The sequence below is a fragment of the Aliiroseovarius crassostreae genome (genome assembly GCF_025137635.1).
GTDB lineage: Bacteria > Pseudomonadota > Alphaproteobacteria > Rhodobacterales > Rhodobacteraceae > Aliiroseovarius > Aliiroseovarius crassostreae.
Genome location: NZ_CP080772.1, coordinates 1,973,563 through 1,987,066 on the forward strand (window position 1 = coordinate 1,973,563; position 13,504 = coordinate 1,987,066).

A 13,504-nucleotide genomic window follows, 5' to 3' on the forward strand; every position below is an offset into this window, starting at 1 on the left:
CGGAGCCACAACGCAAAAAAGGCCGTGACATGATCCCACGCTATTCCCGCCCCGAAATGGTCGCCATCTGGTCGCCCGAAACCAAGTTCAAGATCTGGTACGAGATCGAGGCCCATGCCTGCGACGCCATGGCCGATCTGGGCGTGATCCCGCGCGAAAACGCCGATGCCGTCTGGAAAGCCAAAGATGTCGAGTTTGACGTCGCCCGCATTGATGAGATCGAAGCGGTGACCAAACATGACGTGATCGCCTTCCTCACCCACCTCGCTGAACATGTGGGCTCGGAAGAGGCGCGCTTTGTGCACCAGGGCATGACCTCATCCGACGTGCTGGACACCTGCCTGAACGTGCAGCTGGTGCGCGCCGCTGACATCTTGCTTGATGGGATGGACAAGGTTCTGGCCGCCCTGAAGAAACGCGCGCTGGAGCACAAGGACACGGTCCGCGTGGGCCGCTCGCACGGTATCCACGCCGAACCCACCACCATGGGGCTGACCTTCGCGCGTTTCTACGCCGAAATGGACCGCAACAAGAACCGTCTGGAAAAGGCCCGCTGGGAAGTGGCCACCGGCGCGATTTCCGGCGCGGTTGGCACCTTCGCCAATATTGACCCCGCCGTTGAAGAACATGTCTGTGAGAAGCTGGGCCTGCGCCCCGAGCCGATCTCGACCCAGGTGATCCCGCGTGACCGCCACGCCATGTTCTTCGCCACGCTGGGTGTGATTGCCTCGTCGATCGAAAACATCGCCGTGGAAATCCGCCACATGCAGCGCACCGAGGTTCTGGAAGGCGCCGAGTTCTTCTCGATGGGCCAGAAAGGCTCATCCGCCATGCCGCACAAGAAAAACCCGGTCCTGACCGAAAACCTGACCGGTCTGGCCCGTCTGGTGCGCATGGCCGTGGTGCCGGCGATGGAAAACGTGGCGCTCTGGCACGAACGCGATATTTCGCACTCGTCGGTTGAACGCGGCATTGGGCCGGATGCCACCGTGACCCTGGATTTTGCCCTGCACCGCCTGGCCGGTGTGGTCGACAAGATGCTGATCTTCCCCGACAACATGCTGGACAACATGAACAAATTCCCCGGTCTGGTCATGTCGCAGCGCGTGTTGCTGGCCCTGACCCAAGCCGGTGTGTCGCGTGAAGATGCCTACTCGATGGTGCAGCGCAACGCGCTTAAGGTCTGGGAAGAACGTCTGGACTTCCGCGAATTGCTGCTGGCCGATGAAGCCGTGGTTGAAGCTCTTGGTGTCGACGCGATCAACGAGAAATTCGACATGGGCTATCACACCAAACATGTCGACACGATCTTCAAACGGGTGTTCGGCGAATAACCACCACCCGATTTCGAAAAAATCGTGTTCCGTGCTATCATGGGGCCCTTCACCAAGGAGGGCCCCATGTTTTTTAAGAGATGTCTGGTTGGGTGCGTCCTGACCGTCACCGCGTTTCTCACCCCTGCCTATGCCTGCGAACAGCATGAAAAACAGGCGCAAAGCTGCCTGGCGGGGCATGAGTGGAATGAGGATGCCAAGACCTGCGTGCCGGTGGTGTCGAGCTGACACCCGGCCTGCCGAATTGCAGTTTCTTCTCAGGGGGTAAGCGGCTGTTAACATCGCTCTGCCACAATGCCCGCAAGACGGGATTGAGGAGCAGGCCTTGAACAACGCGCTTACACCGATGGACAATGATGTGGTTTTGCCCGGTGAGCTGCCGGAATTTGGCGTGATGCCAAAAGGTGCCCCCATGGGGCAGCCCCCCTTCATGTCCCCGCCCCGACAATTGTCCAAGAAACAAAAGGCGGCGATCATCATCCGCCTTTTGCTTGCAGAAGGGGCGGAGCTTCCCCTCTCCGGCCTGCCTGAGGCCATGCAGAGCGATCTAATTGAAAACATGTCAGAAATGCGCCTCATCGACAAAGGCACCGTGGCGGCCGTGGTCGAAGAGTTCATCAGCGAAATGCAGGAGGTGGGTCTTGCTTTCCCCGGCGGGCTGGAAGGGGCGTTGGACATTCTCGATGGCACGTTGGACCCGACCATGATCGCGCGCGTGCGCAAAAATGCTGGCGTCAAGATCACGGGCAATCCGTGGGAAACCATTGCAGGGATCGACCCCAAGAAGCTGTTGCCCATCTTGGAAGAGGAAAGCACCGAAGTGGCCGCGGTTCTGCTGTCGAAGCTCAAAGTCTCTGTGGCGGCCGAGCTTTTGGGGCAATTGCCCGGCCCGCGCGCGCGAAAAGTGGCTTATGCGGTCTCACTGACCGGAAATATCTCGCCGGAAGTGGTGCATAAAATTGGCCGGTCTCTGGCCGAGCAGCTTGATGCTCAACCTGTCAGCGCCTTCTCTGACGGGCCGGTGGAACGCGTCGGCGCGATCCTCAACTTCTCCCCCGCGGCCACCCGCGACGATGTGCTGAACGGGCTGGACGAAGAAGATCAGGTCTTTGCCGAGGAAGTGCGCAAGGCGATCTTTACCTTCGCCAATATTCCCGCCCGCATCGACCCGCGCGATGTGCCGAAGATCACCAAGGATATTGATCAGGCGGTGCTGATCACGGCATTGACGGCTGCAACCGGCGAATTGGAAGCCTCGGCCGAGTTCATCCTCGGGGCCATGTCGAAACGCATGGCAGAGCAGATCCGCGAAGAAATGCAAAGCCTTGGCAAGGTCAAAGCCGCAGATGGCGAGGCTGCCATGAATGCCGTTATCTCGCGCATCCGAGAGATGGAAGGCGCGGGAGAAATTCTTCTGATCGCGGAGGATGAAGAGTAGGGCATTTCGCGATCACCCTGTGTCGGTTCCACGTCCTGAACCGCCAGCAGGTTTGAGACCTCCCCGTGTTTCAGTTTCCCCCGGTCTCCGGTCAAAACCAAAACACCCCGCCCCAGTCAAAACGCGTTTCCTTCGCTGCACAAACCACCCCACAGCTTGCCCTTTGCCAGAGCCGCTTTTATACCATGGAAAGAATGCGGCAATCTGCCCGTCAGATTGGATAAAGCGTTTCTACATATTGTTAGATCACAATAATAAGTAGAAACGCCCATGCCATGTCGATGTTTCGTGCGTTTCGAGAGTATGCTGCTATGCAACCTGATCTCGAAAGGTTTAGTGCAATAAAGGGATCCCATGGCCGAAACGAAATTTGAACCCAAGGCCTATCTTGCCTATCTGGGCCTTCGCGCGGTTCTTGGTCTCCCCCGGCTTTTGCCCTACACAACCCGCATCGCCACCATTGGCTGGCTGACATCCGCTGTTGTCGCCCCCATAGCCGGGTATCGCAAGCGGGTGCGCAACAACCTGTTGAAAGTGTTTCCGGACATGCCCCCTGCCGAAGTGGCCCGTCTGGAACGCGAGGTGCCCAACAACGCGGGGCGGGTGCTGGCGGAGCTGTTTTCCTCGGATGATTTCGTGCGCCATCTTGGCAAGCTGGAGCTGAAAGGTCCGGGGGTTGAGGCCCTTCTCAAGGCACGCGACGCGGGACGCCCGATCATTGGCGTATCCGGGCATTTCGGGAATTACGACGTGATGCGCCTTGCCATGGTTCAGAACGGGTTCTCGATCGGGGGGCTATATCGCCCCTTTACCAACAAATATTTCGACATGTTCTATCGCCGCGCACTGGAAACCGTGGCCAAGCCGGTCTTTCCTCAGGGGCGCAGAGGTCTGGCCGACATGTTGCGGCATCTCAGATCCGGCAACATGATCGCCATCCTTGCCGACCAGCGCGCCAATGATGGCGAGCGGTTGAAGTTTTTCGGACAGGACGCGCTGACACCGATTTCAGCGGCGGAGATGGCCCTGAAATATGACGCACATCTGTTCTGCGCCTATGGGGTGCGGCGCGCCAACGGGGTCGATTTCGACATGGTGATCGAAGAACCGATCCCGCATGGTGATCCCAACGAGATGATGCAGGCCATCAATGACAGTCTGGAAGCACAGGTTCGTCAGAATATGGGGCAGTTCCTTTGGGTTCATAACCGCTGGCACATTCCGGCCCGCCGTCAGGACGGCAGTTAAGGCGTTTTGGGCAAAACTGAACCACGTGTTTATTCCGAGCCCCCACGACAGTGGCATCTCTTACGGCCCGCGCGCGCTGGTCACTTCAGCCGAATGGCCGCCTGTATCGGCCCCGGATACCCTTTGGGGGTTAGCGACTGAAGCACCAGCGCTGCGGCCTGATCCTCCAGAACCGGCAAGGTCAGTTCCAGCTCCCCCGCCCCGTCCCATGTTGTCAGGGGGGTCAGTTCGGTCACGATATTGGTGTATTCAATCTGTTGTCCGGCATTTTCCCCACGGGTGATTGTCACCATTTCCGAGGGGGTGAAACGCACCAAAAGCGCAACCATCTCGGCCTCAAGTGCCGCATGGGTCACCGTTTTGGCCAGAACGACCATGCCCTGATCCGTCTCGCGAGAGGACAACATCACCTGCCCCATTCGATCCCGGTGATCGTCAAGTGCTGCAAAAACATCCATCGGACGGTTGCCCACCACCTGCGTCACACCGCCAATCACCATTTGCGGCGTGTATTTGTAACGGGCTTCCGCAACCCGGCGATACCCTTCCTGCCTTTGGGTGAATTGCGGCTGGGCAAAGGTGTCTTTCCAGCCGATATAGTCCCAGTAATCCACGTGGAACGCCAGCGGCAGCAGGTCGGGATGGTCGGACATATCGGCAAGCAGCCGGTCCGCCGGCGGGCAGGAGGAACAGCCCTGTGAGGTAAACAGCTCAACCACCATCAACGACCGATCTTGCGCCGTGGCCACCCCAACCGCCATTACCATGGCCATAGCAGCCCCAAAAATCACCCGCATTCGGACACCTCTTTTTTCGTCTTACCCCGTAATAGCGCAGGCCACCCTCCGGGACCAATCAAGGTTTTGCGAGCGTTTTGTTACAGTTTGCAGCATGGCGAAATAGCCACGCTTGCGGGGCATCCCCCCGGGCCAGCCAGCGGCACAAATCGGATTTGCGTTTTCCTGAGAAGGGCAAGCTGTTATCCACGACAGGCGAACAGGAGGAACACATGCGTAAAACCGTTCTCGTCACCGGCGGGGGGCGCGGCATCGGGCGCGCAATCGCCGACGATCTGGCGCGCGACCATCACGTCATCATCACCTATTTTTCAGATAAAACAGCGGGCAAGATGTTTGCAGTCAAACATCCCGGCAGCCTCGCCATCCGCGCCGATTTCACCAATGCCGAAGAGCCTGCGGAGGTGGTCAAACTGGCCATATCCGCCTTTGGAAAGATCGACGCGATCGTGAACAATGCAGGCCGGGTCACCGAAACGGCCTGCGACAGCGTGGACCCGGCAGAGCATGCGGCACTTTATCAGGTCAATGTCACCGCCCCCGCGGCCATTCTCGCCGCGACCCTGCCGCATATGCCAAACGGTTCTGCCGTGCTGAACATTGCATCCGTCAATGCCGCGTCGCCCCCCGCAACCGCAGGCGCCTATGCGGCGAGCAAAGCGGCGCTGGTGGCCATGACCAAGGCGCAGGCCAAGACACTTGGGCCACGCGGGATCCGGGTCAATGCCCTCGCACCGGGCCCGGTCGAAAGCGCCCATGCGCCACGTCCGGATGCGTTGCAGGCTGAGGTCCGCGCGAACACCGCCCTGGCACGAAATGGCCTGCCATCTGATATGGTGGGACCCACCCGATTTTTGCTGAGCGACGCTGCCGGTTTCATCACCGGTGAGGTTTTGACGGTTTCTGGCGGATACCGTCTCTGACACTCACCATATCTTAAGCTTCGGATGCAAAAAGGGGATATGCGGCGTCTTCTGCGACATATCCCCTTTCCTATCATCGAAGCCCTCGGTTTTACCGGGTTTCTGATCCTGCTGCACCTCGCGGCGTAACGCGTTTGGGAACAGGCGTGAAACACGGGTTTGTTCTGAAACGCCCAGGGAAGTGATATCTCTTACGCCGTGTGGGCTTTTCCCTGTTTCAGGTAAGCACAAACGCTTTAGCTACCCGCGTCAGAGCTCTGCACCTCTCCTGCCTTGGCAATTGCCGGGCGGATGATACTGTCGAGCACCTCTTCGGTGATTGGGCCGGCAAAACGTTTCAGGATCACCCCGTCCTTGTCGATCACAAAGGTCTCCGGCACGCCGTAAAGCCCCCAGTCCAGGCCGGTGCGCCCCTTCTTGTCAGCCATCAACGCGGCATAGGGGTTGCCCAGCTCTTCAAGGAAACGCAGGGCCTTGGTGTCTTCGTCCTTGTAGTTGATGCCATAGATGGTCACGCCTTCGCGGGCGAGTGTTTCCAGCTGCGGATGTTCCGCGCGGCAGGGCGCACACCAGCTGGCCCAGAAATTGACCAGTTTCACACCGCCCTCTTTCAGGTCCTGCTCGGTGAACTCAACCCCCGTTCCCAGCGGGGTCACACTCAGCGCGGGCACCGTGCCCCCTTCGCGGGTCGAGGGCAGTGCGCGCGGGTCTTTGCCGTTTGACATGCCCCACAGGAACATGCCTGCAAGGGCCGCGAACAACAGTGGCGGCAGGATCATCAGAGGAGATATCTTCTTTTTCTCAGCCATTTTTACGACGCTCCTCAGCGGCATTCAGGTCAGCCTTCACCTTGCGGCCCGACCGGATCGTGACAAAAATCAACGCGCCCACCAGGGCCAGGGTCAGTCCCCAGGACCACAGAATCGCGTCCGCATATTTTCCAAGCTCAAGCATCCATCATCCTTTCACGGGCCATCAGGGCATGCAGGCGGCGGCGGCGGATCTCGGTGCGGGTGCGCATCAGCAAAAGCACCACGAAAAGAAAACCGAACCCGATGATCGCCAGGACAAGCGGCTGCCAATAGACATTGGCCACGTGCTCTTCCTTATCAAGCGACAGGGACGCGCCCTGATGCAGGCCCTGGTTCCAGAAATTCACCGCATAGCGCGACAAAAGCGCAAAGACCGACCCAACAACGCAGAGGACAGAGGTCAGGTCAGCCGCTGTATCCGGGTTCTCGATCGCGGCCCAAAGCGCCATGTAGCCCAGGTAAAACAGGAACAGAATCAGAAACGAGGTCAGGCGCGGATCCCAGGCCCAATAGGTGCCCCACATCGGCTGACCCCATACGGCCCCGGTGATCAGCGAAATCACCGTCATGGTCACCCCGATCAGCGCAGCCGCCTTTGCCGCAAGCGCGGACACATGGTGGCGGCGCACCAGCCAGATCAGCGAGGTCACCAGCATCATCACCCAGATGTTGATCGCCATGGTTGACGACGGCACATGCACATAGATGATCTTGACGGAATTGCCGAAATTCGCCGCCTCCGGGGTGAAGAAGAAGCCCCAGATCAGGCCCGGCACAAGGGTGAGGACGCACAGGGCAATGGCCCAGGGCAGCACCTTGCCCGACAGGGCCATGAATTTCACCGGGTTTGCATATTCCCACAACGCATTCATGCGCTGGCCCAGCGACCTTTTTTCGGAACGGTTGGTCGTTGTTTGTGTCATCGGGTTTCCTCTACGGCTCCCATAATCGGTGGCAGGTCTGGGCGCAACATTAACCCAGGTCACAAGTGGGTGACTTGATTTATCTCAGGCTTATCTAAGATTAACACGCAAAGCAGCCGAGGCGGCAAATGGCAGCAGGGCAATGGACCCCGCCGTGATGCCCGCCATCATCAAAAGCGGCGTGGTGGCGGAAAACCCGGCCATGCCACGGGTGGCGGCCTCGGCCCCGAAAATCAGCGTCGGGATGTAAAGCGGCAGCACCAGAAGCGACATCAAAAGCCCGCCGCGTTTCAGCCCGACGGTCAGCGCAGCCCCGAAGGCACCGATCATGGAAAGGGCGGGTGTGCCCAGCAAAAGCGTGACGAAAATCCATGAAAATCCCGGGCTTTCCAACTGCATCAGCGCCCCGAAAAACGGAGCAGCCAGCGTCAGCGGCAACCCGGTGACCAGCCAATGCGCCAAGGCCTTCACTGCCACGATCCCCTCCAGAGGGATCGGGGACGTGGCCAGCAGGTCGAGCGAGCCGTCTTCAAAGTCGAGCTGAAAGATCCGGTCAAGCGACAAAAGGCAGGCAAGCAGCGCCCCCACCCACAGAATACCGGGGGCAATGCGCGACAGGATATCGCCCTCTGGCCCGACGCCAAATGGCACCAATGTGGACACGATCAGGAAAAACGCCAGCCCAAGGCCAAAGCCCCCGCCCGCGCGCATCGCAAGGCGCAGATCTCGGATCAGAAGTGCAATCATAGGAAGGCCCCCTCACCTGCATCGTCAAAACCGTCGGAATGGGCAAGATCAGCAGCGGTGGTTGGATCCGCTTTATAAGGGCCGATATCAAAACTTGCCGCGTCCAGCCCCAGATCAATATGGGTGGCGATCAGCGCCGCCCCACCCCGCGCCTGATGGGCGCGCACCGCATCGGCAAACAGCCCGACCGAAGGCACGTCAAGCGATACGGTCGGCTCATCCAGCAGCCAGATCGGACGCCCGGTCACCAGCAGCCGTGCCAGTCCCAGGCGCCGCTTCTGTCCGGCGGAAAGATTTGCGGATGGGCGGCTCAAGAGCCCGGCCAGGTTGAACCCTTCCACCGCGCCGGAAATGTCTTCCTGCCCATGCACCGATGCCCAGAAACGCAGGTTTTCCTCGACCGTCAGCGTGGCTTTCAACCCATCGGCATGGGCGCCATAGGTCAGGGTCTCCGGCTCGGACAGAACCTCTCCGTGCAACGGGGGCTGCAACCCGGCAAGGGTGCGCAGAAGCGTGGTCTTGCCCGATCCGTTCGGCCCGCGCAGGATCAGCACCTCACCGGGATCAAGCGAAAAGCCCACCCCTTGCAGGATCGGCACGCCACCACGGGTGACGGTCAGGTTCTCGGCCGCGAGTCGGGCGGTATGTCGGGGCAAATCAGTCATGCCAGAGGCTTAGACCGGAAGGGCCGCCAAGGCAATGCGCCGCCCCTCGGCCAGAAGCACATTATAGGTGCGGCAGGCAGCGGCGGTGGCCATGGGTTCAATGCCGATCCCCGCCGCCTCAAGCGCCTCGCGCAGGGGGGTGGGGGCATGGGCAATCTCGGCACCGGTGCCATAAAACAGCACGTCGATCCCGCCGGCCAAGGCCGCAAGCGGGGTCACGTCTTCGCCATCCCAGCTGATCACCTTCTCTGCCGTCAGCAGGATCGGGCCGCGGATCACCTCACCGCCCACACGAAAGAAACCGGGGCCATAGCCATCCACCGGGGTGGCCCCCGCAAACGTGACTTCATGGAATTGCATCGGGTGACACTCCTCAGCTGTTCAGAACCGAAACCAGCCCGGACAGGGCGGATCCCGCGATGATGATATAGGCAACCCGGCGGTAAAGCCCGCTCAGGCGGGGACGAAACAGCCAGTTGCCCAGAAGGTTTCCGGCAAGGTTGGGCAACAGCGCAACCAGCCCCAGCACCAGCGGCAGGCCGACAAGCCGGCCCAGCAGCAAGAACACCGCCAGCAAGATCACGTCATAGGCCAGCAGGAAAGCCGTATTGTTGGCGCGGATCACCCTGGCCGGAAGGGGGGAGGCCATATAGAGCAGGATCACCGGCGGGCCGGGAATGCCAGCCGCCCCGCCCAGCAACCCCGCCATCCCCCCTGTGCCCCAGACCAGTCGTGGGGTCAGCTCGCCGTGATACCGAAACCCCGAAACCAGCGCCAGGACCATTGCAAGGCTGACCAGTGAAACCGCCAGTTTGAACACGGACGGGTCCACCGCAAACAACACCGCAAGCCCCAGCGGCAAAGCGAGGATCAGCCCGCCGATCAGGCGCATCAGGTCCCGCAGATGCCCGTCACGCAACGCGCCGGGCAAGGCAGGCAGCGGGCCGGCAATATCCATCACAATCAGCACCGCCACGGCGGCCACCGGGTCAATCACCTGTGATGCGATGGGAAGAAAGATAAGCGCGGTGCCAAAGCCTGCGAACCCGCGCACGAGCCCCGCCAGAAAGGCCGCAGCCAAAAGTCCTCCAAGCCCCGGCAGGGCCAGGGCTTGGAGCAGGATATCAGGCATCAATATTGGCAAACTCGTTGCCCAGATCCTTCGTCTCGGTCTTGTCCCAATTGCGCTTCACACCGAGGCGCAACAGGATGGCCGAGGCCACGAAGATCGACGAGTAGGTCCCGACAACGACACCCCAGATCATCGCAAACACAAACCCACGGATCACGTCACCGCCCAGCACGTAAAGCGCGATCAGCGCGATCAGCGTGGTAAGCGAGGTCATCAGGGTGCGCGACAGGGTTTCATTGATCGACAGGTTCAACACTTCCCTGAGCTCCAGCGTCTTGTAACGGCGCAGGTTCTCACGCACCCGGTCAAACACAACCACGGTATCATTGAGCGAGTAGCCGACAATGGTCAGAAGGGCTGCGATAATCGCAAGGTCGAACTTGATCCCGAGAAGCGCAAACACGCCGATGGTCAGCACAACGTCATGCACAAGAGCGGCCACCGCCCCCAGCGAGAACTGCCATTCGAACCGCAGCCAGATATAGACCAGCACCGCGCCGATCGCTGCCAGAACGGCATAGATCGCCGTCAGGATCAGCTCTCCCGAGACTTTCGGGCCAACCGATTCCACGCTTGGAAAGGTGATCGCAGGATCCACCGTGGCCAGCGCGTTTTCGATGGTCGCCATGGTCTCGGGCGTCATCGCCTCCTGACCTTCCTGCGCCTCGATGCGGATCTGGCTGACATGCTGGTCGTCGCGGAAATTCACGTCATTCACTTCCACAATCGTGATGTCCCCCAACGCAAGCGGCGCCAGTGCATCCCGATAGACCCCAACATCCACGGCCTGCGTGCTTTCCGTGCGGATCGTGGTGCCGCCACGGAAATCGATGCCGAAATTCAGGCCGATCACGAAGAACAGCACAACCGAGGCCACCATCGCCAGCCCCGACGCCCCAAGCGTCGCAAGCGTGGTTTTGAAAAAATCGAACACACGGTTTTGCGGCGCCAGACGAATGCCCTTGATCTCCAGATCACGCGGCTCTTTTCGCTCATGCCACATGACAATCATCAGCCGGGTCAGGAAAATCGCGGTGAAGACCGAGGTGATGATCCCCAGCCCCAGCGTGACCGCAAAGCCGCGCACCGGACCAGAGCCCATGACAAACAGGATCACGGCGGTGATGAAGGTGGTGATATTGGCATCCAGAATGGCCGACAGCGCCTTTTCATACCCCAGCTCGATCGCCCGCGCGGGCCCTTTGCCCGCCTTGAGCTCCTCCCGGATCCGTTCGAACACCAGCACATTGGCGTCAACCGCCATCCCGATGGTCAGCACGATCCCGGCGATACCGGGCAGCGTCAGGGTTGCCCCGATCATCGACAGAAGGCCAAAGATCATGCCGACATTCAGGATCAGCGCCACATTGGCGATCATGCCGAACCAGCCATAGGCCAGCCCCATGAAGATCAGCACACCGGCAAACGCCACCAGCGAGGCAATCTTGCCCGCATCAATGCTGTCCTGCCCCAGTTCCGGGCCGATGGTGCGCTCTTCCACATAGGTCAGTTCGGCCGGCAAGGCGCCCGCCCGCAGCAGGATCGCCAGATTGGTCGATTCCTCGATTGAGAAGTTGCCGGTGATAATGCCCGACCCGCCGCAGATCTGCTCATTGATGCGCGGGGCCGAGATCACCTCTTCATCCAGCACAATCGCAAAAGGCGAGCCAACATTTTCGCCGGTATAGTCGCAGAATTTGCGCGCACCGGACACGTTGAAGCGGAAATTCACCGCAGGCCGGCCGTTCTGATCAAAGGCAGGCTGCGCATCATTCAGCTCTTCCCCGGTCACAACCGCGGTTTTTTCCAGCGCGTAATAGGTGTTTTCCTCGTCCAGCGACGGGTAGAGAACGCCCCGGGGACCGGGATCTGCATTGGCATTCGACGTACGCGAGGTGACCGGGTGGAAGGTCAGCTTGGCAGTCTTGCCGATGATTTCTTTCAACTCCGAGGCCGATCCGATGCCCGGCACCTGGATCAGGATCCGATCCCGCCCCTGCCGTTGGATGGTCGGTTCCCGCGTCCCCACCTCATCCACACGGCGGCGAATGATCTCAAGGGTTTGCAGGATGGTGCGGTCGTCGGTTGCGATGCGTTCCGCCTCCGACAGCGTCACCACAAACTCGCCTTCACGGCCCGCGCTCACCTCGATATCGGTAGACCCGACACCCTGAAGGCTGACCACCGGCTGGGCCAGTGTCTGCACTTTTGCAATGGCCTCAGGCAGCGCCTCGGGGCGTGAGATCTTCACCCGCAACTCATCAGGCTTGCTGTCCTGACGGCGAATGGTGCCAATCGTGTCGCGCTCATCGCGCAGCAGGTTGCGCACTTCGGGCCAAAGCGCATCCATACGCGCGCCATAGACATCCTCAACCTGCACTTCGGCCAGCAAATGTGCGCCGCCACGCAGGTCCAGCCCGAGATTGACAAGGCCGCTCGGCGCCCAGTCCGGCCAGGCGGAACGATCCGCCTCAAGCTCGGCCGTGGTGCCCGTGGTTTCAATCGCCTTCACCGCGTCATTGTGAACTTCCACACGGGTGTAAAACCCGTTGGGGGACGCAAAATACAGACCCAGGATCACCAGACCCCAGATCACCAGTCGTTTCCAAAGCGGAATTTGCAGCATGTGCCTGCCCGAATTTGCCCGTGTAACAAAGAAAACGCGGCCTCGGGGGGCTTGCCCGGGCCGCGCGATGAGGGGCTTAACCCTCGACCGGTTCGGTTTTCGACACCACCTTGGCGATGGTGGAGCGCATCACGCGCACTTTCACACCGTCGGCAATCTCGACCTCAACTTCGGCCTCGTCCTTGACGTTGGTAACCTTGCCGATGATGCCACCCTGGGTCACCACCTTGTCATTGCGGCGCAGCGCCCCCAGCATCGCCTGATGCTCTTTCATCTTCTTTTGCTGCGGACGGATCATGAAGAAATACATGATCGCGAAAATGAGCAGCATCGGGATCAGCATCGAATTGAGGATACCGCCCGCAGGCGCACCCGCTGCCTGGGCAAAAGCCGGAGTTACAAACATCTTATTTCCTTTTCTTCCCGGGGCGACAAAGAACCCGCCCCACCTGTCTGGCGCGCACCCTATATGGGGGCCCATTGCTTGTCCAGCAAGGGAGCGCGGGAAGGTTTGCACAAGCGACCAAGAAGGCGGGTGACAGGCGGCGGGCAATGGTGTTTTGTGGGGGCGCATTCAATCTGGGGTTATTTATGCGCAACGACGATTCATCACTTCTGGGCTGGTTGGGTTACCGGGTTCCAAAAGAGTTCACCAAAGCCCGCTGGCTGGGAAGCTTGATTGGGGTGATCCTTGTTCTGCTGGTTTTCTTGCTTATCGTCGGCATTTTCACTCGCCTTGCCCAATCCATTCTGTTCTCGAAAGAAATACCAAACATCCGAGACGCAGGCCTCGCCCTCGCGGCTGTTGTTGGCTTTCCTTTTATCGTCTGGAGATCTGTCGTCGCTCACAGGCAAGTCG

The 13,504-nt window shown here is 60.0% G+C and carries 15 protein-coding genes; 5 read left to right on the forward strand and 10 right to left on the reverse strand.

The annotated features are described in order from the left end of the window. Window positions 1-29 precede the first annotated feature (29 nt). From purB to K3J57_RS09410, 4 genes are all read left to right on the forward strand, one after another. Window positions 30-1,334 carry an adenylosuccinate lyase gene (purB, locus tag K3J57_RS09395; RefSeq protein WP_259795549.1) on the forward strand — a complete coding sequence of 435 codons (1,305 nt, stop codon included), beginning with the start codon at window positions 30-32 and terminating at the stop codon, window positions 1,332-1,334. 66 nt (window positions 1,335-1,400) lie between these two features. Continuing rightward, a complete protein-coding gene (locus tag K3J57_RS09400; RefSeq protein WP_259791005.1) occupies window positions 1,401-1,562 on the forward strand; it encodes a hypothetical protein in 162 nt (53 codons plus the stop codon). Between the two features lie 97 nt (window positions 1,563-1,659). Next, the gene (locus tag K3J57_RS09405) at window positions 1,660-2,772 is read left to right on the forward strand and encodes a flagellar motor switch protein FliG (protein ID WP_259791008.1); all 1,113 of its coding nucleotides are present in this window, start codon (window positions 1,660-1,662) and stop codon (window positions 2,770-2,772) included. Between the two features lie 354 nt (window positions 2,773-3,126). Next, window positions 3,127-4,020, forward strand: coding sequence for a lysophospholipid acyltransferase family protein (locus K3J57_RS09410; RefSeq protein ID WP_055189611.1), 894 nt, complete (start codon window positions 3,127-3,129; stop codon window positions 4,018-4,020). Window positions 4,021-4,100: 80 nt separating this feature from the next. Here K3J57_RS09410 and K3J57_RS09415 read toward each other — a convergent pair whose 3' ends face one another. Beyond that, window positions 4,101-4,817 (reverse strand): DUF1223 domain-containing protein, encoded by a 717-nt coding sequence (locus K3J57_RS09415; protein WP_259791011.1) that lies wholly within the window; start codon window positions 4,815-4,817, stop codon window positions 4,101-4,103. Window positions 4,818-5,029: 212 nt separating this feature from the next. Here K3J57_RS09415 and K3J57_RS09420 point away from each other — a divergent pair, with 212 nt between their 5' ends. After that, window positions 5,030-5,740, forward strand: coding sequence for an SDR family NAD(P)-dependent oxidoreductase (locus tag K3J57_RS09420; protein ID WP_259795551.1), 711 nt, complete (start codon window positions 5,030-5,032; stop codon window positions 5,738-5,740). A gap of 236 nt (window positions 5,741-5,976) precedes the next feature. Here the strand turns inward: K3J57_RS09420 and K3J57_RS09425 are convergent, their stop codons facing one another. The 9 genes from K3J57_RS09425 to yajC all read right to left on the reverse strand — a co-directional run bounded on the left by K3J57_RS09425 (window position 5,977) and on the right by yajC (window position 13,051). Next, window positions 5,977-6,549 (reverse strand): DsbE family thiol:disulfide interchange protein, encoded by a 573-nt coding sequence (locus K3J57_RS09425; protein WP_259774154.1) that lies wholly within the window; start codon window positions 6,547-6,549, stop codon window positions 5,977-5,979. Further along, window positions 6,542-6,694: a heme exporter protein CcmD gene (locus tag K3J57_RS09430; RefSeq protein WP_173486642.1), complete on the reverse strand. Its 153-nt coding sequence runs from the start codon at window positions 6,692-6,694 to the stop codon at window positions 6,542-6,544. The genes K3J57_RS09425 and K3J57_RS09430 overlap by 8 nt, the downstream gene beginning before the upstream one ends. Further along, window positions 6,687-7,424, reverse strand: coding sequence for a heme ABC transporter permease (locus K3J57_RS09435; protein WP_375542840.1), 738 nt, complete (start codon window positions 7,422-7,424; stop codon window positions 6,687-6,689). The genes K3J57_RS09430 and K3J57_RS09435 overlap by 8 nt, the downstream gene beginning before the upstream one ends. 141 nt (window positions 7,425-7,565) lie before the next feature. After that, a complete protein-coding gene (gene ccmB, locus K3J57_RS09440; RefSeq protein ID WP_055189618.1) occupies window positions 7,566-8,222 on the reverse strand; it encodes a heme exporter protein CcmB in 657 nt (218 codons plus the stop codon). Then, window positions 8,219-8,887, reverse strand: a complete 669-nt coding sequence (gene ccmA / locus K3J57_RS09445; RefSeq protein WP_259777969.1) for a heme ABC exporter ATP-binding protein CcmA — start codon at window positions 8,885-8,887, stop codon at window positions 8,219-8,221. Before ccmA ends, ccmB begins: the two co-directional genes overlap by 4 nt. 9 nt (window positions 8,888-8,896) lie before the next feature. Then, a complete protein-coding gene (locus K3J57_RS09450) occupies window positions 8,897-9,247 on the reverse strand; it encodes an Mth938-like domain-containing protein (RefSeq protein WP_259795554.1) in 351 nt (116 codons plus the stop codon). A gap of 13 nt (window positions 9,248-9,260) precedes the next feature. After that, entirely contained in the window at window positions 9,261-10,019 is a 759-nt protein-coding gene (locus tag K3J57_RS09455) for a sulfite exporter TauE/SafE family protein (protein ID WP_259795558.1), read from the reverse strand. Next, window positions 10,012-12,645 carry a protein translocase subunit SecD gene (gene secD / locus K3J57_RS09460; protein WP_259795559.1) on the reverse strand — a complete coding sequence of 878 codons (2,634 nt, stop codon included), beginning with the start codon at window positions 12,643-12,645 and terminating at the stop codon, window positions 10,012-10,014. Before secD ends, K3J57_RS09455 begins: the two co-directional genes overlap by 8 nt. A gap of 76 nt (window positions 12,646-12,721) precedes the next feature. Beyond that, a complete protein-coding gene (yajC, locus tag K3J57_RS09465) occupies window positions 12,722-13,051 on the reverse strand; it encodes a preprotein translocase subunit YajC (RefSeq protein ID WP_173486647.1) in 330 nt (109 codons plus the stop codon). Window positions 13,052-13,504 lie beyond the last annotated feature (453 nt).

What these genes read in the sequence shown, in the direction of transcription:
- purB (WP_259795549.1), top strand. Translation starts at nt 30, where the DNA reads ATGATCCCACGCTATTCCCGCCCCGAAATGGTCGCCATCTGGTCGCCC.
- K3J57_RS09400 (WP_259791005.1), top strand. Translation starts at nt 1,401, where the DNA reads ATGTTTTTTAAGAGATGTCTGGTTGGGTGCGTCCTGACCGTCACCGCG.
- K3J57_RS09410 (WP_055189611.1), top strand. Translation starts at nt 3,127, where the DNA reads ATGGCCGAAACGAAATTTGAACCCAAGGCCTATCTTGCCTATCTGGGC.
- K3J57_RS09415 (WP_259791011.1), bottom strand. Translation starts at nt 4,817, where the DNA reads ATGCGGGTGATTTTTGGGGCTGCTATGGCCATGGTAATGGCGGTTGGG.
- K3J57_RS09420 (WP_259795551.1), top strand. Translation starts at nt 5,030, where the DNA reads ATGCGTAAAACCGTTCTCGTCACCGGCGGGGGGCGCGGCATCGGGCGC.
- K3J57_RS09425 (WP_259774154.1), bottom strand. Translation starts at nt 6,549, where the DNA reads ATGGCTGAGAAAAAGAAGATATCTCCTCTGATGATCCTGCCGCCACTG.
- K3J57_RS09430 (WP_173486642.1), bottom strand. Translation starts at nt 6,694, where the DNA reads ATGCTTGAGCTTGGAAAATATGCGGACGCGATTCTGTGGTCCTGGGGA.
- K3J57_RS09435 (WP_375542840.1), bottom strand. Translation starts at nt 7,424, where the DNA reads ATGAATGCGTTGTGGGAATATGCAAACCCGGTGAAATTCATGGCCCTG.
- ccmB (WP_055189618.1), bottom strand. Translation starts at nt 8,222, where the DNA reads ATGATTGCACTTCTGATCCGAGATCTGCGCCTTGCGATGCGCGCGGGC.
- ccmA (WP_259777969.1), bottom strand. Translation starts at nt 8,887, where the DNA reads ATGACTGATTTGCCCCGACATACCGCCCGACTCGCGGCCGAGAACCTG.
- K3J57_RS09450 (WP_259795554.1), bottom strand. Translation starts at nt 9,247, where the DNA reads ATGCAATTCCATGAAGTCACGTTTGCGGGGGCCACCCCGGTGGATGGC.
- K3J57_RS09455 (WP_259795558.1), bottom strand. Translation starts at nt 10,019, where the DNA reads ATGCCTGATATCCTGCTCCAAGCCCTGGCCCTGCCGGGGCTTGGAGGA.
- secD (WP_259795559.1), bottom strand. Translation starts at nt 12,645, where the DNA reads ATGCTGCAAATTCCGCTTTGGAAACGACTGGTGATCTGGGGTCTGGTG.
- yajC (WP_173486647.1), bottom strand. Translation starts at nt 13,051, where the DNA reads ATGTTTGTAACTCCGGCTTTTGCCCAGGCAGCGGGTGCGCCTGCGGGC.